Origin of the sequence: Micromonospora sp. WMMD723, from assembly GCF_049863385.1 — a bacterium.
In the GTDB taxonomy this organism is placed as follows: Bacteria; Actinomycetota; Actinomycetes; order Mycobacteriales; family Micromonosporaceae; genus Micromonospora; species Micromonospora wenchangensis.
The window spans coordinates 3186073-3210229 of record NZ_JBMKNR010000001.1; the positions used below are offsets into that span (position 1 = coordinate 3186073).

At 72.3% G+C, this 24157-nt stretch carries 23 protein-coding genes; 3 read left to right on the forward strand and 20 right to left on the reverse strand.

Annotation, left to right across the window (positions count from 1 at the left end; genetic code table 11):
• Nucleotides 1-104: 104 nt before the first annotated feature.
• The 11 genes from darG to ACN261_RS14465 form a co-directional block, all read right to left on the reverse strand.
• Nucleotides 105-1187: a type II toxin-antitoxin system antitoxin DNA ADP-ribosyl glycohydrolase DarG gene (darG, locus tag ACN261_RS14415; protein WP_421485818.1), complete on the reverse strand. Its 1083-nt coding sequence runs from the start codon at nt 1185-1187 to the stop codon at nt 105-107.
• Nucleotides 1184-1870 carry a type II toxin-antitoxin system toxin DNA ADP-ribosyl transferase DarT gene (gene darT / locus ACN261_RS14420; RefSeq protein WP_421485820.1) on the reverse strand — a complete coding sequence of 229 codons (687 nt, stop codon included), beginning with the start codon at nt 1868-1870 and terminating at the stop codon, nt 1184-1186. Before darT ends, darG begins: the two co-directional genes overlap by 4 nt.
• 2 nt (nt 1871-1872) lie before the next feature.
• Entirely contained in the window at nt 1873-3453 is a 1581-nt protein-coding gene (locus tag ACN261_RS14425) for a restriction endonuclease (RefSeq protein WP_425850540.1), read from the reverse strand.
• Between the two features lie 293 nt (nt 3454-3746).
• Nucleotides 3747-5114 (reverse strand): hypothetical protein, encoded by a 1368-nt coding sequence (locus tag ACN261_RS14430; protein WP_425850542.1) that lies wholly within the window; start codon nt 5112-5114, stop codon nt 3747-3749.
• A gap of 3 nt (nt 5115-5117) precedes the next feature.
• Complete coding sequence (locus ACN261_RS14435) at nt 5118-6374, reverse strand: OmpA family protein (protein WP_421485826.1); 1257 nt, start codon at nt 6372-6374, stop codon at nt 5118-5120.
• Complete coding sequence (locus ACN261_RS14440) at nt 6371-7195, reverse strand: hypothetical protein (protein WP_425850545.1); 825 nt, start codon at nt 7193-7195, stop codon at nt 6371-6373. The genes ACN261_RS14435 and ACN261_RS14440 overlap by 4 nt, the downstream gene beginning before the upstream one ends.
• Nucleotides 7192-9555, reverse strand: a complete 2364-nt coding sequence (locus tag ACN261_RS14445; RefSeq protein ID WP_425850548.1) for a hypothetical protein — start codon at nt 9553-9555, stop codon at nt 7192-7194. Before ACN261_RS14445 ends, ACN261_RS14440 begins: the two co-directional genes overlap by 4 nt.
• Nucleotides 9552-10370: a hypothetical protein gene (locus ACN261_RS14450; RefSeq protein ID WP_425850551.1), complete on the reverse strand. Its 819-nt coding sequence runs from the start codon at nt 10368-10370 to the stop codon at nt 9552-9554. The genes ACN261_RS14445 and ACN261_RS14450 overlap by 4 nt, the downstream gene beginning before the upstream one ends.
• An 84-nt stretch (nt 10371-10454) precedes the next feature.
• Complete coding sequence (locus ACN261_RS14455; protein WP_421485834.1) at nt 10455-11159, reverse strand: Crp/Fnr family transcriptional regulator; 705 nt, start codon at nt 11157-11159, stop codon at nt 10455-10457.
• A 42-nt stretch (nt 11160-11201) separates the two neighbouring features.
• A complete protein-coding gene (locus ACN261_RS14460; RefSeq protein WP_421485836.1) occupies nt 11202-11783 on the reverse strand; it encodes a Pycsar system effector family protein in 582 nt (193 codons plus the stop codon).
• A 74-nt stretch (nt 11784-11857) separates the two neighbouring features.
• A complete protein-coding gene (locus ACN261_RS14465; protein ID WP_421485838.1) occupies nt 11858-12610 on the reverse strand; it encodes a Crp/Fnr family transcriptional regulator in 753 nt (250 codons plus the stop codon).
• A gap of 569 nt (nt 12611-13179) precedes the next feature.
• Between ACN261_RS14465 and ACN261_RS14470 the strand changes: the two genes are divergently transcribed.
• Nucleotides 13180-14496 (forward strand): AAA family ATPase, encoded by a 1317-nt coding sequence (locus ACN261_RS14470; RefSeq protein ID WP_421485840.1) that lies wholly within the window; start codon nt 13180-13182, stop codon nt 14494-14496.
• Between the two features lie 45 nt (nt 14497-14541).
• Entirely contained in the window at nt 14542-14904 is a 363-nt protein-coding gene (locus tag ACN261_RS14475) for a globin (RefSeq protein ID WP_204927255.1), read from the forward strand.
• 6 nt (nt 14905-14910) lie between these two features.
• Here the strand turns inward: ACN261_RS14475 and ACN261_RS14480 are convergent, their stop codons facing one another.
• The 6 genes from ACN261_RS14480 to ACN261_RS14505 all read right to left on the reverse strand — a co-directional run bounded on the left by ACN261_RS14480 (nt 14911) and on the right by ACN261_RS14505 (nt 19951).
• Entirely contained in the window at nt 14911-15795 is an 885-nt protein-coding gene (locus ACN261_RS14480) for a cellulose binding domain-containing protein (protein WP_421485842.1), read from the reverse strand.
• Nucleotides 15796-16001: 206 nt separating this feature from the next.
• Nucleotides 16002-16853, reverse strand: coding sequence for an aldo/keto reductase (locus tag ACN261_RS14485; protein WP_425850556.1), 852 nt, complete (start codon nt 16851-16853; stop codon nt 16002-16004).
• Nucleotides 16854-16923: 70 nt separating this feature from the next.
• Entirely contained in the window at nt 16924-18123 is a 1200-nt protein-coding gene (locus tag ACN261_RS14490) for an endonuclease (protein ID WP_421485846.1), read from the reverse strand.
• A 147-nt stretch (nt 18124-18270) separates the two neighbouring features.
• A complete protein-coding gene (locus ACN261_RS14495) occupies nt 18271-18492 on the reverse strand; it encodes a TM2 domain-containing protein (protein WP_088641814.1) in 222 nt (73 codons plus the stop codon).
• Between the two features lie 116 nt (nt 18493-18608).
• On the reverse strand, nt 18609-19022 hold the full coding sequence (locus tag ACN261_RS14500) for a hypothetical protein (protein WP_421485847.1): 414 nt from the start codon (nt 19020-19022) through the stop codon (nt 18609-18611).
• Nucleotides 19019-19951: a ParA family protein gene (locus ACN261_RS14505; RefSeq protein WP_357931567.1), complete on the reverse strand. Its 933-nt coding sequence runs from the start codon at nt 19949-19951 to the stop codon at nt 19019-19021. Before ACN261_RS14505 ends, ACN261_RS14500 begins: the two co-directional genes overlap by 4 nt.
• 59 nt (nt 19952-20010) lie before the next feature.
• Here ACN261_RS14505 and ACN261_RS14510 point away from each other — a divergent pair, with 59 nt between their 5' ends.
• On the forward strand, nt 20011-21168 hold the full coding sequence (locus tag ACN261_RS14510) for a hypothetical protein (protein WP_425850559.1): 1158 nt from the start codon (nt 20011-20013) through the stop codon (nt 21166-21168).
• Here the strand turns inward: ACN261_RS14510 and ACN261_RS14515 are convergent.
• The 3 genes from ACN261_RS14515 to ACN261_RS14525 form a co-directional block, all read right to left on the reverse strand.
• A complete protein-coding gene (locus tag ACN261_RS14515) occupies nt 21102-22535 on the reverse strand; it encodes an amino acid permease (RefSeq protein ID WP_425850560.1) in 1434 nt (477 codons plus the stop codon). The genes ACN261_RS14510 and ACN261_RS14515 overlap by 67 nt on opposite strands.
• A gap of 125 nt (nt 22536-22660) precedes the next feature.
• A complete protein-coding gene (locus tag ACN261_RS14520) occupies nt 22661-23380 on the reverse strand; it encodes a YqeB family protein (protein ID WP_421485853.1) in 720 nt (239 codons plus the stop codon).
• 2 nt (nt 23381-23382) lie between these two features.
• Nucleotides 23383-24156: an ABC transporter permease gene (locus ACN261_RS14525; protein WP_421487009.1), complete on the reverse strand. Its 774-nt coding sequence runs from the start codon at nt 24154-24156 to the stop codon at nt 23383-23385.
• Nucleotide 24157: the final 1 nt, after the last annotated feature.

The window sequence follows — 24157 nt, forward strand, 5'->3', positions numbered from 1 at the left end:
GCGGTGTCGCACCATCTCGGCTGCCCGTGCCACTGCCTCCTCCGCCACCGGAAGATGGTCGGGCGAGATCTGCGAACGCGACGACCAGCCGGACCTGAAGCCGGTCAGGCCGACGACGCGGCCAGGTGGGGTAGCAGGCTGGCGGACTGTAAACGCTCGTATGCGGTGGTGACGTGCGCCGGGGTGAACAGGCGTGCCTTCCGCCCGCTCCATGCCTGGACACGTTCGATCAATTCGTCGAGGTCGCTGGTCGGAGGCTCCACCTCGCCGGCGAAGTGCACCGTGGCGAGCAGTTCGAGGCTGTACGGAGACTCGAACCCGTCCACCAGCGCAGCGATGCGGTCGAGTGCTTCCGGCATCCGGTGGCCGGCAGCGAACCATGCGGAAACGGCCTCGCTGGTTCCGTCGGTTAGGTGGATGGGACGCAACTCCTCGACGCGGGAGGATCTGTCGCCGAAGCCGACCAGGTAGTGGCCTTCGAGTCGATCAAGAACGTGGTTGAGGTTCTCCGCGTACGGCCCGTATCGGCCCCGGGTGAAGGACAGGCGCAGCGGCTCGCCGAAGACCTGGAGGAAGTAGGCGAGTTTCTGGATTTCCAGGTTGGTGATGCCGTCCCGGGGCTCCAGCGCACGGGCGCGGTCGAGATAGCGTTCGATGGCCCGCAGCAGGGTGGCGCGTCCTGCGGTCAGCGCCGGCTTGGAGGTGGCGACCGGCATGTCCGCCGGCTCGGGAGCGCCCTCCGGAGGGAACACCAGCACCAGGACGTCGGGCAGTGCGGCGAACGCCTGCTCGATCATCGGTCGGACCACGTCCCAGTCGAGCCCACCGTTGCCGCAGCCGAGCGCCGGTAGCGCCACCGAGCCGATCCGCTGTTCCCGGACGACCCGGACGAGATCAGTGAGGCCGGATTGGATGTCGGACAGCCTGGATCTGGCCTTCCAGTGCCCCTTCGTGGGGAAGTTGATCACATAGCGGCGGGTGCCGAGTAGGCCGGAATCGAACACGAACATTCTGCCCAACTGGACATCTTTCGCCGCACAGGCGGCCCGGTAGGCCGTGTAGTTGGCAGGGAAGGCGCGTTTGAACTGGAGGGCGATCCCCTTGCCCATGACGCCCACCGTGTTGACGGTGTTTACCAGGGCCTCGGCGTCGGCGGTGAGCAGGTTGCCATGGCTGACGACGATCATTCGCATACCTCCCTCCGGGTGTAGCCGTAGTACCAGCCTGGTCTGACAACGACGTACGGGTTGATGATGCCAGCAGAACTGAGGAGCCGCCTCAGCTGTGTCTCCCGAGCCTTCGTCCGTACGGCATAGCCGACGAGCAACTCCAGCGGGAACTCCCGGTGTACCAGCAACTCGGCCATCCGCCGTCGCATCCGGTCCTGGTCCTCCGGAATGTTGTTCCAGGAGATCTCCCGCATCAGCGGCCAGTCGACCATGGAGACAAGATCGTCAAGGCTCCCGGAGAAGCGGGTGAGCACGGAGGCGCAGTTGCCGTCGCTGACCACCCACGGCAGCCCTGCCCGGTGTACGCGGTCGACCGAGCTCACCAGGTATACCAGTGGGTCGTCACCGTCCGGATACAGTCCGGTCTTGCCGGCCTGGTGATCCTTCGCGATCCGGTACATCATCGGCGAACGGGGTGCGAAGTAGAACGGCACGTAGTCGGCGACGAACCCGCCGGGTGCGCACGTGACCAGCCTGGATCGTCGGCTGGCCTTGATGTCCACCGACCCCACTTCGGTCACCAGATGTCCGCCCACGGCGCTGTCCGCGATGAGTCTCCCCACTTCCAGGATCACCGGCAGGTTGTCAAGGTGGGTGAAATGCATGATCAAGGCTTGTCCGGGCGGACGCTGCATGTCCATGCTCAGTCCAGATCGCTGGGGTCGATCCGGGCCGTCACCCCCGCATGTTCGCCGAGCAGATAGAGCAGGTTGGAGCCGTCGATCAATTCCAGCGGCTTACCCGAGGCGAACTCGTACGAGGCCGGTCCGTAGCCGCTGGTGGTGACAAGAATGCCCTTCGACGCGCCCTCGTTCTGCAGGGTGCCGAAGAGGTCCCGTACGGCGGACACGTCGACCGTGTTGCGGTAGCGCTTGGCCTGGATGACGACCTTGCCCCCGAAGATGGGGCGCGGGTCGAAGGCGACGCAGTCCACGCCACCGTCCCGTGACGGTCGGGTCTGCTTGGTGTCCAGGCCCATCTTGGCGAAGAGGTTCTGGATCAGACTCTCGAACTCGCTCGGGGTCAGCCTGAGCAGATTGGGCCGCTGGTCCAGGTCGGCCAACACGTCGACCTCGTCGATGAACCGCTTGTCGACCATGTCGAACTCCAGCACCGGCCGGACCGGTGCCAGCTCGGCGGGCCGTTTCGACACCGAGGCGTTGAGATGCGTCAGGCAGGCGAGCGGTTCGACCAGGCGTAGGTTGAGCGCGGTGAAGGTCTCGCGGGTGGTCCGCAGCGTCACCAGGCACGGCTGGACGGACGCGCCTGTCCGAGGATCGGTCGTGTCGACGATGCCGTTGAACACCACCGTGTCGACGAGCTTGGACCGGTCGGCCTCGAACAACTCGTGCACCGTCCGCAAGGTGACCCGTGCGACGAGGACGGCGTACCGCTCCTTGATCTCCTTGCTGGGCCGCGCGGCGGTGGTGATCTCGTCACGGGCCTTGACGTACCGATACTCGCGTACGGCAGGGATCACATCGAGCGTTGGCAGGTGGTACTCCACCACCAACTGGCGGGATTCCGGAACGTAGGCCAGCCGATAGTGCTGCGGAAAGTCGTCCGGGTACACGGAGTTACCCAGCACCATGCCGAAGTAGTCGACCACCGCAGCCGGCTCGGCTGCGGCGACGGCCGCCGCGAAGCGGTCGATCTCCGCGTTGTGCGCGTTCACCTCCGCGTCGACCTTGGCGCACTTCTGGAGATAGCGCTGGTGGGCGGCAGCCAGCTTCCGCTGACGTTCGGCCTCGGCGGCGCCGTGTTCCGCCTGTGCCTGCCCGAATGCCTGTTGAGCTGCGGCGAACTGCTGCTGGTACTTGGCCTGGCCGCCGAACATCTTGCCCAGGAAGCCGGGCGGGGCCGGTACGAACCGCTGCCAGTCGGGTGGTGTCAGCGGTACCCCGAGGTTGCCCGGCTTGAACGGGGCGTGCTCAGCCGACTTACGCAGCCGGCGGAAGTCGATGTGGTCGTCGACGTCGAGGGTTGCGGCCAGGAGATTGTCCAGTTCGTCGAGGTGCGCCTGGAGCCCGGAGTTGTCGGCGGCCACCTCGGCCACCCGTGCCTCGACGTACAGCCGCTTGCGCTCGCGCTCGTTGGCGACGGCGGTGCGCTGCGCGGCTTTCAGCGCGCGTTCGGCGTCTCGGCGAAGTTGCTGGTGGTGCCGGTGTGCGGCAGCTTGCGCCTGCTTCTGGGCGCGCACCTGTCGTGCGTGCGCCCGCTGCATCTCCTGAAGGATGCCCACGTGAGTCCTATGTGTTGCGAGGGATGACGGAGCCGACACCATAGCCAGCAAGCGACTGATCGGACACCCTGCGCATCCGCGGCCAGGCGCGCGGGAGCGTCAGATGACTGTTTGCTCCCGGCTTGGCGGCCAGTACGGTCCGATGACCGACAGGAGTCACCGGCGTGCGGTGACCGTGGTGGATGCCCTTCCACCGCACAACCGCCCAGGCCGTGACCCGCTCCGATCCGCAGGGGCCGGTGGGGTGAACCCACCGGCCCTCAACGGAACCGCCGTCAGTGCCGGACCGTGGCCGGGCCCCCATCGGTCGGGTCCGGCCACTGGTCGACGGTCGCGGCGTCGAGTTGCGCGTTGAGCTGCTCGGTCAGCGCCGTCTGCTCCGCGCTGAGCACCTCGGGCCGGTGCCGGTCGAGCAGGTCCTGCATCACCCGCAGCGTCTCCAGCCGCAGCGACGGGCCGGTCAGCCCCACGAACAGGGCGCGGGCCGACGCGTCGGTGTCCGTGGAGGTGACGAAACCGGGGGCGACCATGCCGGTGAGCCCGTGCCGGGCCCGCCCCTCGGCGATCTCGGTCCACGCGTCGGTGACGTGCCGCCAGACGCCGGTCACCGCGTCCTCCACCGCCAGGTGCAGTTCCTGCCAGGCCTTCTCGTGCCCGGCGAGCTGCTTCTCCGACCTGGCCTTGAGCCGGTCGTAGCGTCGCGTGACCTTCCGCTGGCGTCGGCCCGCCCGCATCGCCCGGTCGGCGGCGGGGTTGTGTGCGGCGGCCTTGAACGCGATGGCCGACGCGCTGAGCAGCACCAGCAGGCCGACCAGCGGCCACTGGAGGTCAGTGTTGAGCAGGTGGCTCCCGCGCAGCCAGGCCCAGACCGCCAGCACCCCGACCACCAGCGTGGCGAAGCTCACCGGCAGTACCCAGCTCGGCCAGGGCAGCTCGTCCGGCTGCCGCTCCTCGTCCTCCGGACGCCACATCACGAAGATCCGGCGGAGCAGGATCCGCCACCCCAACTGCCGCCGCCAGCGTCGCCGTTCGGCCCTGGCCCGGTGTCGGAACAGCGGCACGCCGAGCCAGTAGCCGGCCAGGGTCAACGCCATGAAGATTCCCACGCCCGGCAGGAACGACACCCAGTACTCCACGGACCGGACGTCGTCGGGGGCGTCGATGGCGTCGCGGAACGACCCGGCGAAGAAGACCGTGTCGTAGAGCGCGCTGATCAGGACCACCGCCCAGACGAACGCCTGATGCTGCCAGTACGGACGGTGCCGGCGGTCCTCGACGCCGTCGGTGGCGTGTTCCCGCTGGACCTGCCGGTCCTGGCGGGCCGCCGCACCGAGTTCCCGCTTGGCGAGCAGCCCCTCCAGCTCGTGCAGCCCCACCTTCGCCCGGTGCCAGGCGTCGACCATCCGGTCACCCGCCGTCTTCAACCGGCTGTGGTACGCGGTCAGCGACTCCTCGGCGTCGGCCTTGGCCTGGACCAGGCGGGCCGACTCGGTGTGCGACAACTGGTCCGGCCGGTACGGCTCCGGCGTGGCGACCGGCTCGGCGAGGCGGGTCGCGCCGAGGGTCAACAGTGGGGGGCACTGGACTGACTGGTAGCGGCGGCCGTTGCCACCGTCCTCGTGGCGTACGTGATTGTCGGTCATCGCTCATCCGCTCTCTGTGCTGATCACGATCTCGACCCTTCGGTTGCGCTGAAGGCAGTCCTCGTCCCAGGCGCCGCCGGGCCGCTGCTCGGTCAGGCAGATCCGGCCGGTCTCCCCGGCGCCCCTGGTGACCGGCGTGGGTAGCCCCAGGCCGTTCAGGACCACCCCGACCGCCGCGGCCCGGCGTTCGGACAGGTCCTGGTTGTGGCGGTCGCCGCCGCGCGAGTCGGTGTAGCCGATGACCTCGACCCGGGTGACCCGCGCCGTGCCGATCTCCTTCCTGATCTGCCCGAGCCGGGCGATACCGGCCTGCCCCACCTCGTCGGAGTCGGTGGCGAACAGCGCGGCCGACGGCACCGGCCAGACGGTGCCCTCGGGCTCCGGCAGCGGCGGTCCCCCCTCGGGACGGAAACTGACAGGTGGGTCGGTGGGCGGCTGGCCGGCCCCGCCCCCGCCTCCGCCGGACCGCACGGCCACCGGGGCGGTGGAGACCTCGCAGGACGCCGCCTGGGCCGCCGCGCAGAGCCGCCGCCAGTACTGCCGGAGCCAGGCCAACTGCCCGGTCTCCGGAATCGGCTGGCCCTCGGCGGGGTGCCCCACCCCGAGCATCACCAGGTGGTTACCGGCCAGCTCGGCAGGCCATCCGGTACGGGCCGGGCAGTCCCGGACGGCGGCCTCGATCAGCGCCGCCCCGCCGGCCGGGGCCCGGCTGAGGTCGGTGCAGCCGACGGTGCCCAACCCGTCCGTGGCGATCACCACCGTCCGGCGCGCCTCGCCGGCGGGGGCGGTCTGCCCACCGGCGACACCCAGCGCGCCCAGGATGTCCGTGCCGGTGGTGCGGGCCGGCGTCCGCGCCGCCTCGCTCGCCGACCTGCGCAGGCAGAACTTGGTCTTCTCGCGTTCCAGCCGCTGGTTGTTGGTCCGTTTGCTGGTGGGTGCGGTCGCCCTGTCGCGTACCGCCCAGGCGACGGTGGAGGCCGAGCCGTCGAAGGTGCCGATGGAGACCACCTCCTCACGGTCGACGGCGGCGGCCACCTGGGCCTCCACCTCCGCCGCCCAGTCCGGTGCCGACCCGGTTCCCCGGGTGGACGCCGAGACGTCCAGCAGCACGGCCGTGCGACCGACCCCGGTCGGTGCCGGACCTGCGACAGCGGCGCACGTGTCCTGCGGACCGTCACCCTTGCCGCATCCGGCGGCGGTACCGAACGCCGCCACGGTGACCGCCGCCAGGGCGATCCGGCCGAACCGGTCGGGCTTCATGATCCGGCCCCGGAGTCGACCGCCGCGATCGGGAACCCGCCCTCGTCGAGGTGCATCTGCCGGCGCAGCGTCTGTAGGGCCGCGTCGTAGGCGCTGGCGAACTCGTAGAGGCCGATGTTCTCGTGGTCCTTGCTGGCCTGACGCAGCACGTCGACCAGTTGCACCGCACCGGCGCGCCGGTGGTTGACCAGGTTGGTGACGATGGCCGAGACGGTCGGATCGGCGAGCTGCGCGGCGTACGCCACCATCGCGTCGTGGCCGAGGGTGTCGAACAGCTGCTGCCAGCGTCGCGCCACCTGCTCGAACCGGTCGGCGCGCAGCAGGGCCAGCGTGGTGTTCGCCTCGACGTCGAGTTTGCGCTGCTCGAACGGCAACAGATGGTCACGGACCCGGGGGTCGGGCAGCACCCACACCTTGGCCCTGCACCGCACCATGCCGGCGGCACCCCGGTAGCACCACTGCGGGGTGAGCGCTTCCTGGATCGCCTGCTCCGCCTCCACCGACTGGTACGGCGAGAAGCGCCGCGCGACCTCCCAGATCCGCTCCCGGACGGTGTCCCGGGCGCTGGCGGTGAACTCGTCGGCCTCGGCGACGAGGTCGTGGTAGGGCAGGAAGGCCGACCACACCAGGGTGGTGTGCACCTGGAACTCGTAGACGTCACCCTGGCAGAGCGCGGTCAGCAGGGTGCTGTCGTCGGTCGGCTGGTAGGTGATCTCCTCGTCCCTGGTGACCTGCCCGCGTGGGGTGCCACGGAACCAGTCGACCAGCCGACGCCACAGACTGCGCCGGACGACCGTACGGCCGGATGTCGGGATGCTCACGGGTTACCTCCTACGGTGGGCGGTGCCGGATCGGTGGTGCCGCCGGCGGCGATGACGGGCGGGGTGAGCAGGCGGCGGGCGGTGGCCGACTGCCGGGACCAGTCGCGCAGGTAGAAGCGGCTGCGTCCGACCAGCCGGCCGACGAACACCGCGGAGAACAGGGCGACCAGCCGGTCGGCCAGCCGGTCGGCCGGCACCGGGTCCTCGTCCACCGGCTCCTCGTCGCCCAGTAGCAGCCAGGCGTGCAGCAGCTTCCAGGCGCGGGGAGCGGTGGTGGGGTCGCTGAGCGCGCCCCGCCACAGCCCGGCCAGTTCCGTCGGGTCGGGGGTGAAGCCCTCGACGGCGGTCAGCAGCAGCGGCCAACCCTCGTGCGGGGCCTGACCGGCGAGCTGTCCCCCCAGCAGGGTCATGCCCCGGGCGGCGTGGACCCGCAGCCGGTGCAGGTCCGCGCCGTTCCAGTCGACCAGCGCACGCCAGGTTTCCTCGGGGGCGACGGGGTAGAGATTCGTCAGCGCCCGCGCGACCGAGGCGCTGCCGTTGAGGTCGTCCCGGCTGGCCAGGGTACGCAGCTCCCGCAGCGTGTCGGCGGGGGCGAGGCGGCCGATGCGGGTGCCGTAGACGCGGGCGGCGGTGTCGTGCAGCCTCGGGTTGGCGCTGCGTACCCAGCCGAGCACCCGCCCCTGGATGCGGGCGACGAGCCGGTCGTCGTGCGCCGCGATCTCCAGCGCCAAGGCGGCGGCCTGCCGGCCGGTGCCCCGTTCGTCGGCCGCCCACTGCCGGAGCATGCCGTTGCAGACCTCGTCGAAGTCGTACGTGGCGAGCCAACCGGTGATCCGGGCCGCCCGCCACCGGACCTCGTCGCGGCGGGTGAAGACCAGCTCCTCCAGCCAGACCAGCAGGGGCAACCGGACGCCGTCGAAGTCGTGCCACACCACGTCGAGGACGTCGAAGAGCAGGCGGAAGTCGGTGAGCCGGGCCCGGCGGGGCTGTTCGCCGGTCTCGGCCGCGGCCAGCGGGGACTCACCGCCCCAGGCGTGCAGCATCTGGTCGACGCCGCCGTCGAACACCACCCGGGGCAGCCGGTCGGTGCCGGTCTCCACCGCCTGGAGGATTCCCAGCAGCAGCTCGCTGGCGTCGAAGACGTCGGCCAACGGAAGACTGTGCAGGGCCACGTAGGCGATCTGGAACGCCTGCCGACGCGGGGCCGCCTGCGGGTCCTCGGTCGCCTTCTCCGCGCTGTCCTGCTTGAGCAGCCGGGCGACCACGTCGCGGCGACGGCGACGCAGCCCGCCCAGAGCGACGCCCAGCTCCTCGTCGGCCCCGCTCCAGCCGGCCAGCGCCTGGGCGAGTTCCACGATCTGCCGGGGGCGGGGGTGCGCGGCCAGTTCGGCGGCGATCCCGTCGTGCGCCACGCACCGGTCGACGAACTCCTTCCAGCAGTCGCCGATGCACTCGGCGCAGGTGTCGGCGCAGCCCCGCTGCCGCAGCAGCAGGCGTCCCAGGTGCCGGCGGAGCACGTTCTCCGGCGGAGGCGACGTGTAGTCGACGGTGTGCTGGACGAGGGTCGGGTCGGCGGTGTCGCCGTGCCCGTCGAGGATCACCACGTAGGCCGAGGCGGTGCGGGCGAGCAACGCGAAGGCGCGCAGGGTGCCGCTCGTCACCGCCTCGCTGGCCGGCAGTTCCAGCACCGTGCCGTGCTCGGGGAGCAGCAGCCCCTCCTGCCCCGCGAGCTGGGGGAGGGTCACCTCGGGGTCCTCGATGCCGACCACCCGGTCGAGGCCGACGACGTGCCGCAGCATCATCTCGGCGGTGGTGCGCCGGCCGGTGCCGACCCGGCCGCGCAGGACGACGACCCGCTTGTCCCGCAGGAGTTCGAGGGCGTCGCCGAAGCCGTCGACGGCCACCCAGGTGTGCTCCAACTCCAGCAGCTCGGCCTCGGTGCGCTGGGAACGCAGGATGGTGACCTGACGCCCGTCGGGGAGCTGGATGTTGATGAGCACGGCGTGGTCGCCGTAGACGGTCTGCCCGACGTTGGAGAACGCCGGGTCGGGCCCGGCGGCCCCTCGTGGCGGGTCGTCGGCGTGACGCCAGCTCTTGTCCTTGCCCCCGGAGTCACCCGGGTCCGGCTTCGCGCCGGGTGCGCGAAGCTCGTCGATCCGGTCGAGGCGGTTGCCCCGCCCGGGGGTGAGCGGCTCCGCAGCGGTGGGGCGGTCCGCGCCGGGCTGCTCCGCCGGGGCCTCCGGGGAGGCGCCACCGGTGTCGGGTGGCGAACTCCCCTCCGCGACGGGGGCGTCCTGGGCGCCGTTGCTGGCCGACGCGGTGTTCTCCTCGTCGCCGGTGGACGGCGTGTCGGTGGTCATGCCGATCCCCCTCCCTTGCTGATCGGGCCGTAGTTGGTCACGGTCGCGTGGTCGCCGTAGACGGTCTGGCCCAGGTTGTCGCCCTGTTGGCGGGCGTCGTGGGTGCGGTGGGTGTCGGCGGCCTGCCGGGCGCGGCGGGCCACGTCCCGGGGGTCGCCGGCCGGCGCGGGCGCGGGCCGGTCCCGGGTCGGCGACGCCTGGGGCTCGTCGACCGCCGCGCTGACCGCCGGCGGCGGCTGGGACGGCAGGTGGAGCCAGGCGTGGGCCCGGAACGTCTTGTCGGGCACCACCGCGCGGACGGACCTGAACATCCACGGCTCCATGCCGAGGGCGTTGGCCGGTACGACCCGGCGGTAGACCGCGTCGGAGACGACGGCCACCACCGGCGCGCCCGGCACGGCGACCGACGCTTCCCGGCTGGCACCGCAGTCGCGCAGCCGGGCCGCGTCGACGATCGCGTCGCCGCCGCGGGGCACGCCGGCGGTGTCGACGCTCACGTCTCCGCTGTCGATGCCGACGCGCAGCCGGAGCAGGTGGTCGGGGTGCTTGTTGCGGTTGTGGCCGAGGATCTCCTGCCGCAGTTGGGGCAGGAAACCGGCGAGCACCCAGGCGATCGGCACGCCGGCGGGGATGAGGATGAGCTCCCCGTCGCCGCGTTCCCGTCGGATCCAGCTCCCCGGGTAGGGGCACCGGTGCTCGATCCGGTCGATTATCTGCTCCACGGCGGTCGCCAGATCGGACTGACGCGGGTATCCACCCTCGCTGGAATTGACGATGTCCGACGAGACGACGGTCCAGTGTCGTGGAAGTTCCATGGCTATTGCCGTCCTTTTCCGCTGAAGGGGTGGGTCGTTTTCGACTCTGCGGCGGGAATTGCGAAACCGGCTAGTTGATCTACATCAGGTGATGGGGTCAGCCGCCGAATCGGCGAACCGTCCCAACCCGACCTCGTCGACGATCACGATCGAGCCGTGCCGGGTCACCAGCAGGCCCAGGTGCGCCAACCGGCGCAACGCCCGGTGCACCGAGATCTGCGACGCGCCGACCAGTTGGGCCAGCTCCCGTTGGGTGGTGGTGGCGACCAGTTCGTCGTCCACGAGCACCGTCAGGTCGGCCAGCACGGCGGCGACCCGGGTGGTCGTGTCGTACGACTCGGCGACGGTCCGCTTGTCGGCGGCCCGGAGCCGATCGGCCAGCAACCTGGCGAAGGACCGGTGCGCCGTCGGATGCCGCCGCAGGTAGTCGTCGAACGCCTCGGCCGGGATGCGGCGGACCACCACCGGCCCGACGGCGACCACCGAGGCCGACCGGGGACCGTCGTCGAGGTAGGACAGCTCACCGACCAGGTCACCGGCGAAGCGCTGCGCGATCCCCCGTGGCCCCCGTCGGCTGCCCTCGACCATGATCCGGGCCTGTCCGGTGGTCAGCAGCAACAGGTGCCGCCCCCGGTCACCCTGCCGCAACAGGGTGTGCGCGGACGGGAACTCCTGCCGCCCGCCGATCCGCAGCAGGGCGGCCCGGTCGGCATCGGACAACCGGCCGGCGAAACTCGTCCGCGACCACCAGGTGGGCGTCTTGTTCGGGTCCTCGGTGTGGGAAGCCACCGGTCTCTCCTCTCCTCGGTCGGTCAGGTGTCGACGGGTCGGTCAGAGCAGCGCCAGCGCGACCAGGGCGGCGGCGAGCGTGACGAGCACCGTGCCGGCCCGGACCCAGCGGTACTTGGTCATCACCAGCCGGCTGAGCCAGCAGAGCTGCGAGATCAGGCCGGGCATGGTGTCCTGCGCGGCCCGCTCGACGTACCGGCGGACCAGTGCCGGGTCGCGCAGCCGGTGCACGTGCCCGAAGTAGGCGACCTGCCGTACCTCGGCGGCGCCCGCCGTCCTCGGAAGCAACGCCATGGCCAGGGCGAACAGGGCCGCCGCGGCGCAGGCGCAACCCGACCACCAGGCCCAGGCCGCCGCACCGGTCAGCTGCCCCGGCGACCAGCGGGTGCCGGTCAGCACGGTCAGCATCGCCAGCACGACGCCACCGGACATGGTCAGCCACTGTGACGCCTTCGCGTCCGCCCGCCGCAGCTCGTCGCGGGCCTCGGCGATCAACCGTTCCGTCAGCCGCAGCGCCGCCTGCTGGTCCCCCGCCCGGCCGTAACGGTCGATGCCCCCGCCCGGGGCGGTGCGGACCCGTCGGTGCGCGACGTGGTGGTTGGGGACACGGGCTGCTCGGTACATGGGACTCCTCGGAACCGCAGGGTTGCCGTCCCGATCAGGGTCCCGGGGTCGGGTCCTCCGCTCGATGTCGTGCCCTACGGCTCCAATGTCGACATCGACACAGAACCGGCCAGGGACCGGAGCAGTTCCGGCTGCACCACCACGATGCGTCGCCGTCGGGTGAGCAGCACCTGTCGGTGCCGCAGCACCCGCAGCGTCCGGGCCACCACCTCCCGGGACACCCCGACGGAGGCGGCGAGGTCCTGCTGGGTCAGCGGCAGGTCGAGGGCGGTCCCTTCCGGGGTGGCGACACCGTGCCGGTCCAGGAGTTCCACCAGCAGGACGATCAGCCGGTGGTCGCCGTTGCTGGACCCGTACTCGACCCGTCGGCCGTCGGCCTCGCGCAGGCTGGAGGCCAGGTGGCGCAGCAGCGACAGGGCGACCTCGGGGTTGTCGGCCAGACAGCGGTGCAGCCGTTCGGCGGTCAGCACCACGGCCCGGATCGGCGAGAGCCCGGTGACGGTCGCCAGTCGGGGACGTCCGTCCACGGCGGACAGCTCACCGAGGATGTCGCCGGGCCCCCGGATGGCCAGCAGGGCCTCCCAGCCCTGGCGCGAGATGGAGGTGACCTTGACCCAGCCCTCCTCGATCAGCACCACGTGCCGGGACGGGTCGCCCTGGTGGAAGAGCGTGGCGCCGGCGGGGTACTCGTGCCGGGTGCCGGCCTGGGCCAGGGCGTGGCGCGCCTGTGGCGAGAGGTCGCCGATGAAACTGCCGACCGGTGGGGAATGGACGGGAACTGCGGCCGGGTCGCCGCTGGCAGAGTCGCTCCGGGAACGGGATGTCATGGGGAACGCACTCCTCTACGTGAATCGCGTGCTCCGCCTCGCCCGTCGACGTTGAATCGGGCAGTCCCGTGCACAGGACGCGGTGCGTGGTTCAGATCCCTGGGCGGAAGAACGGGAAGGCGTCCTTTCTATCGTTGCCGTCAATGGCCTGTGATCCGCCGAATGGGTAAGCGGAGGTGCGAAAGGGCGACCGCCGGTGGCAACTGTTCGGGGCGGATCGCACCGTTCGTGCCGTCGTCGCCGACGTCGTCGCCCACCCCGGTGTCGCCCGGTGGGCGGAACCGGAACCACCCCGACAACACCGATAAATCTGTCGACGTCGTTGGAATCGTGGCGAACGCGCCGGTCAGCGGGCCGGACCGGCCTGGCGGCGTCCCGGTCGGCGGCGCGGGCCGGGCCCGTCGCGCCGGCCGCCGCCGGGATTCGCCACGTCGCCCCGCCGGCCTTTCCGACGCCGTGTCGGACACCGGACAAAACCGCCGTGTCCGAAAGGACCGTCCATCGCTGGCGGTCCGGCTGCCGGGCGCCCTGCCGGTAGGGTCCAGACTCACCGGGCAGGAGGGGAACCGATGATCGGGCTTGAGGTGCCGCCCGCCGTCGAGGCGGAACGGGTCGTCGCGGCCGTCCTGGCCGACCTGCGCTCGGGCGACCACCGGGGCGTGGTGGTCGACTCCCCGCCCGGGGCCGGCAAGTCGACCCTCGTGGTGCGGGCCGCCGTCGAGCTGGCCGCCGCCGGCGAACCGCTGATGATCGTGGCGCAGACCAACGAGCAGGTCGACGACCTCATCGACCGGCTGGCCACCAAGGCCCCCGAGCTGCGCATCGGCCGGTTGTCGGCGACCGAGTACCGGCCGTCGGAGCGGGTCCGGGGGCACGACACGGTCCGGGTCGCGTCGAAGGTCGCCGACCTGGGCGACCCTGCCGTCACCATCGGTACGGCCGCGAAGTGGGCCACGGTCACCACGGGCCGGTGGCCGTGGGCGATCGTCGACGAGGCTTACCAGATGCGCTCGGATGCCCTGCTGCGGGTGGCCGGGCGGTTCGAGCGGGCGCTGTTCGTGGGCGATCCCGGGCAGCTCGACCCGTTCTCCACCGTCGAGACGCTGCGCTGGACGGGCCTGAGCTGGGACCCGATGCAGGCGGCGGTGGCGGTGCTGCTGCGGCACAACCCGGGGCTGCCGGTGCACCGGCTGCCGGTGTCCTGGCGGCTGCCCGCGTCGGCGGCCCCGGTGGTCGCGGCGGCGTTCTACCCGTTCACCGGCTTCCGCGCCGGCACCGGCCCGGCCGACCGGGTGTTGACGCTGACCCGGCCGGGGCCGGGCGACGCGCTCGACGCGGCGGTGGAGCTGGCCGCCGGCACCGGCTGGGCGTTGCACGAGCTGCCGGACCGGCACACCCTGCGTACCGATGCCGAGGCCGCCGCGGCGTGCGCCGCGCTCGCCCTGCGGGTGCTGCACCGGGGCGCGGTCGCGGTCTCCGAGCACGCGCCGGCCGGCGCGCCGGTGACCGCCGACCGGATCGCCGTCGGCGCGGCGCACCGCGACCAGGTCGCCGCGATCCGCGCCCACCTCGGCCCGGCCGGGGCGGACGTCACGGTGGACACCGCCAACCGGCTCCAGGGCCGCGAGTACGACGTGACGATCGTGCTGCACCCGCTGTCCGGCCGGCGGGACGCGACGAACTTCCACCTGGAGTCGGGACGGCTGTGCGTGCTGACCTCCCGGCACCGGCACTCCTGCATCGTGGTGGCCCGCGCCGGCATCGGTGAGCTGCTCGACGCCCACCCGTCGACGGAGTCGGTGCACCTGGACGTGCCGGTGAAGTTTCCCGACGGCTGGGCCGCCAACCAGACCACCATGACGTTCCTGGCGGGGTACCGGCCGTAGCCGGGACGGTGAACTGTGGGTACGCGACGATCCGTACTGAGTGGTGTGCGGACGACGGAACTGGTCACCTGTCCCCGGAGCGTGTTCGACTGGCTCGGGCCGGCCGGGGTGCGCGCGGTGGTGATCCGCTGGCTGCGCCTGGTCGCGGCGGACGCCGAGCTGGCCCCGTACCTGATCGGGCTGGACCGGCCCCGGCTGGCCGGCCGCCTGACCGCCCAGCTGGCCTCGGCCCTGGGCGGCCCGGGTGGCGGGCGGGCCGTGGGTGGGGCGTGGCGGCGGCTCGGGCTGACCGACGAGCAGCACTGGCGGGTGCTGGACTACCTGGCCGCCGTGCTCTGCGGCCTGGGCCTGCCGGTCGACACGATCGTCGCGGCCCAGCGCGCCGTCGCCGGGGAAGCCCGCGCCTGACGGCGGTCAGCCCCAGTTGTCGCCGTACTCGCGGACCCCGTCGACGTCGAGGGTGATCCGGCTGTTGGGGGCCCACGCGCCGGTGGCTGCCTGCCAGCTCGGGTCGTCGCGTTCGTCGATCGTGGTCCAGTTGGGCCGGTGCAGCCGGAGCTGGATCGGGCCGGAGGACGCGCCGGGGGCCAGCACGCCGGTGTCGAAGGTCAGCTCCACCCAGCCGGGGAAGGGCGTCCCGGGCACCGGGTAGACGGTCGGGGTCGGCGTGGGGCCGGGGCCGGGCGGCGGCGCGGGCGGCGGAAAGTACTGGAGGGTACGCCGGACGTGGTCGCAGCCGAGCGTCGCCCAGTCGCACTCGGTGGTCAGGGCGGCGTTGCCGTTCTCGAAGCGCAGGTGGTAGCGGACCCGCACGGTGGTCAGGTCCAGCGGCCGGCCGCCGGTGTTGGTGATGTTCAGGCGGAACTGGGCCTGGTTGTCGGTGGGTGCCCAGTCGAGGTTGAGGTAGTCGACCTTCGCCCGCCCGTACGCGGTGCGCACGGTGGTGACCGCCGAGGTGTCGGAGTAGCCGCCGAGGGCGTACGCCTGCAACGCGATCCGGTAGTCGGTGCCCGGGGCGAGGTCGGTCAGGGTGACGGCGTTGGTCTGCGTGCTGCCCAGGCCCCGGTAGGCGTTCGGCCCGATCGGCGAGCGCACGTCGTAGGTGATCGGGCCGCCGGGCTCGCCCTTCCACGCCGACGGGGTCCAGGTCAGGCTGAGCCGGTGCGGGTCGTTGGCGACCACCACGGGTGCGCCGGGGGTGGTCAGCGCCGGGGTGTCGTCGGCGCGGGCCGCGCTGACCGCGACCAGGCTGACGAGCGCGGCGGCAGCGGCGGTGGCGGTGACACGACGGGCACGCATACCCCGGATGGTACGGATATCGACGCGCGTACATCAATGACGGGGATGGTGCCGCTGATTCGCCGACGTCGTCAGCTCGACAGCGTCCGACCACCCCCTGCCGTCCCGGCGGGGAGCGCCACCCCGTTGCCGGGCGCGACGGAGCGGGACCCTGGTTCGGGTCCCGCCCCGTGGTCGCGCCGCGTCCGGGTGGCGGAGGTGTTCGCTCAGGCCGGGATGTAGTCGAACTCGTCCGGGTTCGGGCCGGTCCGGCCGGCCTCGCCCCGGTCCAGTCCGCTGATCCGCTCCATCGCCGTGTCGTCGAGGGTGAAGTCGAAGATCTGGAAGTTCTCCGCGATCCGCTTCGGGGTGGTCGACTTCGGGAAGACGATGTCGCCGCGCTGCACGTGCCAGCGCAGCACCACCTGGGCGGGGGTGCGGCCCACCTGCTCGGCGACATCGACGATCGTCGGGTCGTCGAGCACCCGGCCCTGGGCGATCGGGGACCACGCCTCGGTGAGGATGTTGTGCTCGCCGCCGTAGGCGCGCACCTGCTCGTTGGTGAGGTACGGGTGCACCTCGATCTGGTTGACCGCCGGCACCACGTCGGCCTCGGCGGCCAGCCGCTCCAGGTGCGGCACCTGGAAGTTCGACACCCCGATCGAGCGGGCCCGGCCGTCGCGCTGGAACTCCTCCAGGGTCTTCCAGGTGGAGACGAAGTCGCCGTCGTAGCGGGTGGGCAGCGGCCAGTGGATGAGGAACAGGTCGACGTAGTCCATCTTCAGCGCGGACAGCGTCGACTCGAACGCCCGGCGGGCGTCCTGCGGGCGGTGGAAGCCGTTGTTCAGCTTGCTGGTCACGAAGACCTCGCCCCGGTCCAGCCCGCAGGCGCGGACCGCCTCGCCGACCTCCGCCTCGTTGCCGTACATCTCGGCGGTGTCGATGTGCCGGTAGCCGATCTCCAGCGCCCGGCCGACGGCCTCGGCGGTGTCCTTCGGCTCGATCTGGTAGACCCCGAAGCCGAGCTGCGGGATGGTGTTGCCGTCGTTGAGGCTGATGTCGGGAACGGTGTTGGCCATGTCGGGTGGGTTACCCGGTCGGGCGGATTCCTCACCGCCCGACCGGGGTGATCTGAGACAACCGGCCCGTTCAGCCCCAGATCGCGGTGGCCCACTCCGGATGGTCGACGAACGGGTTGCGGTTGCCCTGCCAGCGCTCGTAGATGCGCTGGTTGCGGCGCTGCTCGAAGGCGTCGGGCGGGTCCTGCCGGTGCCACTGCAGCAGCACCGGCAGCCGGCCCAGGTAGGGCGCGGAGCCGTTGGTGACCGAGTTGTTCATCTCCAGGTTCGGCCAGCCGTCGTCACCCTCGTACCGGATCGCCATATACATGATCATGCGGGCGACGTCGCCCTTGACCGCGTTGCGGGGCTCGAACGAGTCGGCGTCGCTGTAGCTGCCCGGGGCCTCGGCGACCGCGCTGCCACCGGTGTCGAAGTCCTTGTTGCCGCGGGTGGAGTTGACCGTCACGTCCTCGGGACGCAGGTGGTGCACGTCGGTGCCCGGCCCGGTGGCGGTGCCGAAGTCACCGTGCGACTTGGCCCAGACGTGCTCCCGGTTCCAGTCGTTGGCCCCGCCGCCGTTGCTGCTCTTGCTCTGCGACCGCCCGCTGTAGAGCAGGACCACGTTGTTGGCGTTCGCCGGGTCCTGGTCGGTGTCCTTCAACGCCTCCCACACCTGGTCGTAGCTGAGCTTCGTCTGGGTCTTGATGATGGTGTGCAGGGAGGTGCGCAGCGCGCTGCCGGTCTTGCCCATCGCGTTCGCGTAGTACGTCGAGTCGTACGGCCCGGTGGAGCCGGTCGGCCCGGGGGAGGCGGTGGGGGCGGGCGTCGGGGTGCTGCTGCCACCGCCGAGGCTCATCGCGGTCGGGCTCTTCAACCCGCCGTGGCTGAAGTACGCGGTCAGCGTCCCGGTCGCGGTGACCTGCCGGCCGCGCAGCGACGGGTTGGTCAACAGCCCGAACGTGCTGCGGTAGTCGGCGGTGATCTGGACGTAGAGCATCCGGCTGGTGCCGGTCTCGGTGGCCGTGTCGGCCAGGGCGATGGCGGTGTCGGCGGTGTAGCCGGAGGTGAGCACCGTGCTGGTGGCGGTCGGCTGGCCGATGACGTACCCGGTGACCGTGGCGGTCCGGCCGTCCTGGCTGGCGAGCGCCTGCGCCACGGTCGACGTGGCCGCAGCGGACGCCGACGTCGCGACCACCGCCACCGCCACCGGGACCGCCAGGGTGACGGCGGCGGTGAGCACGGTGACCAGCCGCCCGGTTCGCGGGCGGATGCTGCTCTTTATATCCATGCCCGGCGATGTTATCGGCCGGAACCCGCCCGGCGGGAGGTCGCCCGGGTGAATTCCCGTCGACCGTCTCGCCGGTGCTCCGCCGGGCACCGGCCGGTGCCCGGCGGACCGGGCGACGCCGGGCCGCGCGGGCCCCGGCCCGGTGCCTCACTTGACCAGCGGCTGGCCCTGCTTGTCGCGGAACGCGCCGACCAGGATCATGATCAGATCGATGAACGCCCAGATGCCGAACCCGCCGATGGTGATCAGCTGGAGCACGCCGGTACCGACCTTGCCGGTGTAGAACCGGTGCGCGCCGAGCACGCCGACGAAGAAGCAGAGCAGCAGGGCGACGACCCAGGACTTCTGAGTGGTGACAGGAGCGGTCACTGCGGTCCTTTCTCAGGTGGAGACAGCCGCGGGAGCGTATCCACCGTCCCGGCCCCGCACAAGATCGAGACGGCCGGCTCCGCCCGGACGGACGAGCAGGTCCGGGCCGGTCCGGCTCAGCGGGCGCGTACGGCGGCGGAGGCGGCCCGGAACCCGATCGTCCGGTCGACCAGCCGCTCCACCAGTTCCGCCTTGCGCAGGCCGGCCACCCCACGCAGGCCGAGCCGGGCGGCCAACGCCCGCAGGTCCCGCACCGCCCAGGGCGTCAGGTACTCCGTGCCGTCCCGGCGGTGCGCGAACGCGTCCAGGGTGGCCGACGCGGCGGCCAGGTCGACGCCCGACGGGGCGGACGGCGTCGGCGCAGCCGGCCGGTCCGCACCCTCCCGGGGCGGCGTCACCGGGGCGACGACCAGCCGGGCCCGCCCCTGGGCCAGCGCGGCGGCGTCGGCGGCCGACAGCCCGGCCAGCAGTTCGCCCACCCGGGCCAGGACGCCGACCGCGACGTCCCCCGTCGACTCCGGACCGCTCACACCGTCACCTCGCGGGGTTGCAGGTGGGCGATGAACTCGGTGGTGATCTGCCGCAGCTCCTCCTGTACCACCGGCGAGGTGACCCGGTTCCGCAGCACCACCGGGACGCCGCGCGGGGTGTTCCCGGCGAACAGGGTGACGTTCTCCCGCAGCGCGGTGGGGAAGACCGGCAGCCCGAGCGCCCGTACCTGGTCCAGGTAGCCCTGGTGGGCGGCGATCGGCCGCTGCGCGGTCAACTGGATCATGGTGAAGACCACCCCGGCGACGTCCGGGGCGACCTTGTGGTGCCGGCGGCTGGTGGCGAACCGGCGGGCGTCGGCGTTGTACCGGTCCACCAGTTCCCGGACGCTGCCGCAGAGGTGGTCGATGCCGAGGGTGGACAGGTAGTCGGCCTTCGCCGGGATGAGCAGGTGGTCGCTGGCGATGACGGCGGACTGGGTGACCACGTTGAAGTTCGGCGGGCAGTCGATCAGCACCAGGTCATAGCCGTCGAGGGCCGCGTCGTGCAACCCCTCGGCCAGCGCGCCGCGGACCCGGAACAGCTCCCGGTCGTAGTCCTCGCCGTCGGCCACGCCCCGGGCCAGCGCCAGGTCGATGTCGGCCAGGCCGAGGTGCGAGGCGATCAGGTCCAGCCGGCCGGCCCCGGTCAGGTGGGCGTTGGCCGGGCCGGGGGAGACCACCAGCTCACCCAGCGTCACCGCCGGCGTGTCCCCGCGCAGGCCGTCGTACCAGCGTTTCACGGTGCGGCCGTCGCGCAGCCGTTCCCGCCAGTCGTCCGGGTCGTAGAAGCTGAACGTCAGGCTGGTCTGCGGATCGAGGTCGATCAGCAGCACCTTCATCCCCCGGTTCGCCAGTTCGGCCCCGAGGTTCGCGGTCACGGTGGTCTTGCCCACCCCGCCCTTGTAGTTGATCACGGACACGACGTACACCGACGGCACCTCCCCAGAGGGGGAACCGTAGCCGCCCGGATGGCGTCTGACCATCCATGATGCCCATTCCGACCGGTCACGCTCCGCGATCGGGCCGCCGGCTCGCCGCCGCCGGCATCGGGCTCGCGGCCCTGGCCGTGCCGCTCTGGGCGATCGGCATGACCCGGTGGCAACCGCTCACCGAACCGGTCGGCCCGTGGTCGGAGCGGCTCCCCGAGGCGTCCACCTACTGGGCCCGCGACCTGCGTTTCCTGGCCCTGACGGCGGTCGCGTGCGGGTTGGTGCTGGCCGGCGCGGGCCGGCGCTCGTGGCTGACGTCGGCCGTGCTGCTCGGCGGCGGCGCGCTGGCCGCCGACGTCGCCGTCGACCGGGCCGACCTCACCGGCCCCGGCGCGACCGGGTCACTCGTCGCCGCCGGCTGGCTGGCCGCCGGCAGCGCCGCGCTGCTCGCCGTACGCCGGGACGGCGCGACCGGTGTGGACGGTCCGCACCGCCGGACGGCCGGGGCCGGCGTGGTGGGAGCGGCCGGGCCGGACCGTACCGTCGCGTGGGTGGGCCCGCACCGGACGGGTGGTCGGGACCGGGCCGTCCTGGCCGGGGTGGCCGCCGTCGCGGCGGTGCTGGCGCTGACCGCCGTGCTGACCCGGTCGCCTACCGGCCGGGAACCCGCGCTCGACCCGGCGGCCCTGGTCACCGCCCTGCTCCTGCTGGCGGTGACCGTGGTCGGCGCAACGGCCGCCGCCCCCGCCCGAGGTCGACGGCGGCTCGCGGCGACGGTGGGCCTGGCCGTGACCGGCGGGATCGGCCTGCTGCTGGTCCGGCTCGTCGGACCAGCCGGTCGGCTCGTGCCGGTCGCGCTGCTCGGCGCGGTCCTGCTGCTGGGGGTGACGCTGCTGACCCGCCCCGCCCTGCCGGCCAACCGGTACGCGGTGCTCGTCCCGGTGGTCCTGCTCGCCCCGCTCGCGCTGTGGCACGTCGCGTTGCTGGTCAGCGCGGTCCTCTCACCCGGTGCGCCGTTGACCGCGCTGGCCGGCAACAGTCCGGTCGGCGGTGGCGACCCGGACGTGCTCCCCGCGCTGGCCGGCCTGCTCGCCGGCCTCGGCACCGCGCTGGTGCTGGCCCGGACGGCAGGCGTTCCGGGGCGGCCCGGTCACCGCCCGGCACCGTCGGCCGGTGGGTCGGCCCGGTCGGCCAGCGCGGAGCGCCGGTACCCGTAGCACGCGTAGATCAGCCCGCCGAGCAGGAACCAGGCGGCGAACCGCAGCCAGGTGACGTGGTCGAGGAAGCTGATCAGCCAGACCGAGAAGACCACCCCGAGCGCCGGCACCACAGGCATCCCGGGCAACCGGAACGTGCGCGGGGCGTCCGGGCTGCGGTAGCGCAGCACGATCACCGCCACGCAGACCACCACGAAGGCGAGCAGGATGCCGATGTTGGTCAGCTCGGCGGCCTGCCGGATCGGCAGGAAGCCGGCGATCACCGCCGAGGCCGCCCCGACGATCCAGGTGACCCGGGTGGGCACCCGGCGCACCGGGTGCACCTTGGCGAACCAGGCCGGCAGCAGGCCGTCGCGGCTCATCGAGAACCACACCCGGGTCACCCCGAGCATGAAGGTGAACATCACCGTCAGGATGCCGATGATCGCCCCGACGGCGATGACGCTGGCCAGGCCCGAGAGCCCCACCGAGGCGAACGCGGAGGAGAAGCCGCTCTCCGGGTCGATGTCCCGGTAGTTCTGCATCCCGGTGAGCACCAGCGTGGCCAGCACGTACAGCACCATCGAGATGACCAGCGACCAGACGATCGCCTTCGGCATGTGGCGGCGGGCGTCGCGGGACTCCTCGGCGGCGGTGCTCATCGCGTCGTACCCGAAGACGGCGAAGAAGACCGTGGCCGCGCCGGTGAACGCCCCGCCGAGCCCGAACGGGAAGAACGGCGAGTAGTTGGCGGTGCGGACGTGGAAGAAACCGACCACGATCACCAGCAGCACCACGGCCACCTTCACCCCGACCACGACCGTCTCGAACCGGGCGGCGGTGCGGATGCCCAACGTCAGCAGGAAGGCGATCAGCAGGCAGAGCAGCACGGCGAACAGGTCCACCACGTGCCCGTCGCCGGTGCCCGGGGCGCCCAGCATCCAGGCCGGCAGGTCGACGCCGAGCTGCCCGACGAGGAAGCCGAAGTAGCCGGAGATGCCGATCGCCACCACCGCCACGATGGCGGTGTACTCCAGCAGCAGGTCCCAGCCGATGAACCAGCCGACCGCCTCGCCGAGCACCGCGTAGCCGTAGGTGTAGGCCGAGCCAGCCTTGGGGATCATGCCGGCGAACTCGGCGTACGACAGCGCCGCCGCCGCACTGGCCAGCCCGGCGATCAGGAACGACACCAGCACGGCGGGACCGGCGGTCTCGTTGGCGACCGCCCCGGCCAGGGCGAAGATGCCGGCGCCGATGATGCCGCCGACGCCGATCGCGGTGAGTTGCCACAACCCCAGCGAACGGGACAACCCCTGGTCGGTCTCGTCGGCGATCTCCTCGACCGGCTTGCGGCGGAAGATCCCGCCGCGGTCGACTGTGGAGGCCATCGTCGTCCCCTTCCGCCGGGAATGCATCCACCTAGGTTGATACTCCCTGGGCGGCGGATGCACAATCGGCGACGATCCGGTCACGCTCGAACGAGGTGCCGGGTGGCCGGACCGGGGACACCTGGCTACGGCTGCGGCGGGGCCTGCCCACCCGGGCGCGGAGCCGCCCGCCAGTACTGCCGGCCACCCTCGTCCCGGACGACCACCCCGATCCGGGCCAGTTCCCCACCCAGCTCCCGGGCGTCGCGCGCCCGGTGGGCATCGACGGCCCGCTGGCGGGCGCGCAGCAGCGGGTCCGCTCCCGGCGGCAGGTCGGGCAACCCCTCCACCCACCGCCGGTACGCGTCCCGGTGCGGGTCGGCGTCCCGCCACGGCCACCCGTGCCCCTCGAAGGCGTCCCGCAGCCGCTGCCGGCTCAGGTCGGAGCGTTCCCGGGCCAGCTCCGTACCGGCCGGACCGAGCAGCACCAGCTCCCTGCCGTCGACGAAGACGGCGGTGACGGCGCGGCGGGCCAGTTCGCGGTCGACGCCGTCGCGGCGTAGCCGGACACCGCCCCGGTCCACCGTGACGATCAACCGTTCCCGGGTGCCGACGTAGGCGAGGAGCAACCCGGCCAGCATCCCGAGCAACAGGCCCCCGGCCAGTGCCCGCCGGTACGGCAACCCGGCGACCAGCTCGAACCAGCCCTGCACCGGAGCCCAGGGCAGCCCCGCCACCCAGTCGGCGACCGTGGGCAGCCGCCCGCCCAGGGCACCGCCCAGCAGCGGGAAGCCGACCCACATCACCAGCAGCTCCCCGACGTCGCCGCCGACCCTGGTCGCGCCGCCCGGCTCCTGCGCCCGCATCGTCAGTGCACCTCGCGCCGCAGTGTGCGCACCATTCCGACGGCGAGCGGTGCGACCACCCAGACCAGCAGGGACACCCCGAGCCGACCCCACTGCCCGGCGGTCATGTCCGGGCCGAGCAGCGGCTCCATGGTGATCGAGGTGTCCAGCCAACGGGCCGGGCCGTGCAGCGCCGCGATCATCGCGGACAGGATGCCCCACACGGTCGGCAGCAGCAGCGAGGTGACGATCGCCAGCGGGGTGTTGAGCAGCAGCAACCCGAACCCCGCGCCGATCAGCACGTTGATCGACTGGAACACGGCGGCGTGCCCGGCCACCGTCGGGTCGAAGTCCCAGCTCCCCGCCCCGCCGGTGATCCCCGCGAGCAGGGTGCCGACGGCGGCGACGGCCAGACTCACCAGCACCGACGCCAACGCGGCGAGCAGTACGGCGGCGAGCTTGGCGACGATCACCCGTTCCCGGCGCGGCACCAGGGCGAACGTGGTCAGTGCGGTGCGCTGGGACCACTCGGCGGTGATCGACAGGATGCCCAGCACCGGCAGCAGCAGCGCCACCGGCGCGAGCGACGCCGTGAAGAAGTTGGTGAAGGTCTGCGCGGCGTCGTCGACGAAGCGCAGTTGCAGCGCGACGATCGCGGCGGCGATCAGCCCGATCGAGGCCAGCAGCCAACGGCCGGCCCGGGTGTCACCGAGCTTGCGCAGCTCCACCCCGACCAGCCGGGCCAGGGACGGCCCGGGGACCGCCCTGCGGACGGTGGCGGGGGGAGTGGTCGTCATG

Excerpts from the sequence above, each read along its gene's own strand:
- darG (WP_421485818.1), bottom strand. The coding sequence starts at position 1,187 with ATGATCGTCGTCAGCCATGGCAACCTGCTCACCGCCGACGCCGAGGCC.
- darT (WP_421485820.1), bottom strand. The coding sequence starts at position 1,870 with ATGGACATGCAGCGTCCGCCCGGACAAGCCTTGATCATGCATTTCACC.
- ACN261_RS14425 (WP_425850540.1), bottom strand. The coding sequence starts at position 3,453 with ATGCAGCGGGCGCACGCACGACAGGTGCGCGCCCAGAAGCAGGCGCAA.
- ACN261_RS14430 (WP_425850542.1), bottom strand. The coding sequence starts at position 5,114 with ATGACCGACAATCACGTACGCCACGAGGACGGTGGCAACGGCCGCCGC.
- ACN261_RS14435 (WP_421485826.1), bottom strand. The coding sequence starts at position 6,374 with ATGAAGCCCGACCGGTTCGGCCGGATCGCCCTGGCGGCGGTCACCGTG.
- ACN261_RS14445 (WP_425850548.1), bottom strand. The coding sequence starts at position 9,555 with ATGACCACCGACACGCCGTCCACCGGCGACGAGGAGAACACCGCGTCG.
- ACN261_RS14450 (WP_425850551.1), bottom strand. The coding sequence starts at position 10,370 with ATGGAACTTCCACGACACTGGACCGTCGTCTCGTCGGACATCGTCAAT.
- ACN261_RS14460 (WP_421485836.1), bottom strand. The coding sequence starts at position 11,783 with ATGTACCGAGCAGCCCGTGTCCCCAACCACCACGTCGCGCACCGACGG.
- ACN261_RS14465 (WP_421485838.1), bottom strand. The coding sequence starts at position 12,610 with ATGACATCCCGTTCCCGGAGCGACTCTGCCAGCGGCGACCCGGCCGCA.
- ACN261_RS14470 (WP_421485840.1), top strand. The coding sequence starts at position 13,180 with ATGATCGGGCTTGAGGTGCCGCCCGCCGTCGAGGCGGAACGGGTCGTC.
- ACN261_RS14480 (WP_421485842.1), bottom strand. The coding sequence starts at position 15,795 with ATGCGTGCCCGTCGTGTCACCGCCACCGCCGCTGCCGCCGCGCTCGTC.
- ACN261_RS14485 (WP_425850556.1), bottom strand. The coding sequence starts at position 16,853 with ATGGCCAACACCGTTCCCGACATCAGCCTCAACGACGGCAACACCATC.
- ACN261_RS14490 (WP_421485846.1), bottom strand. The coding sequence starts at position 18,123 with ATGGATATAAAGAGCAGCATCCGCCCGCGAACCGGGCGGCTGGTCACC.
- ACN261_RS14510 (WP_425850559.1), top strand. The coding sequence starts at position 20,011 with ATGCCCATTCCGACCGGTCACGCTCCGCGATCGGGCCGCCGGCTCGCC.
- ACN261_RS14515 (WP_425850560.1), bottom strand. The coding sequence starts at position 22,535 with ATGGCCTCCACAGTCGACCGCGGCGGGATCTTCCGCCGCAAGCCGGTC.
- ACN261_RS14520 (WP_421485853.1), bottom strand. The coding sequence starts at position 23,380 with ATGCGGGCGCAGGAGCCGGGCGGCGCGACCAGGGTCGGCGGCGACGTC.
- ACN261_RS14525 (WP_421487009.1), bottom strand. The coding sequence starts at position 24,156 with ATGACGACCACTCCCCCCGCCACCGTCCGCAGGGCGGTCCCCGGGCCG.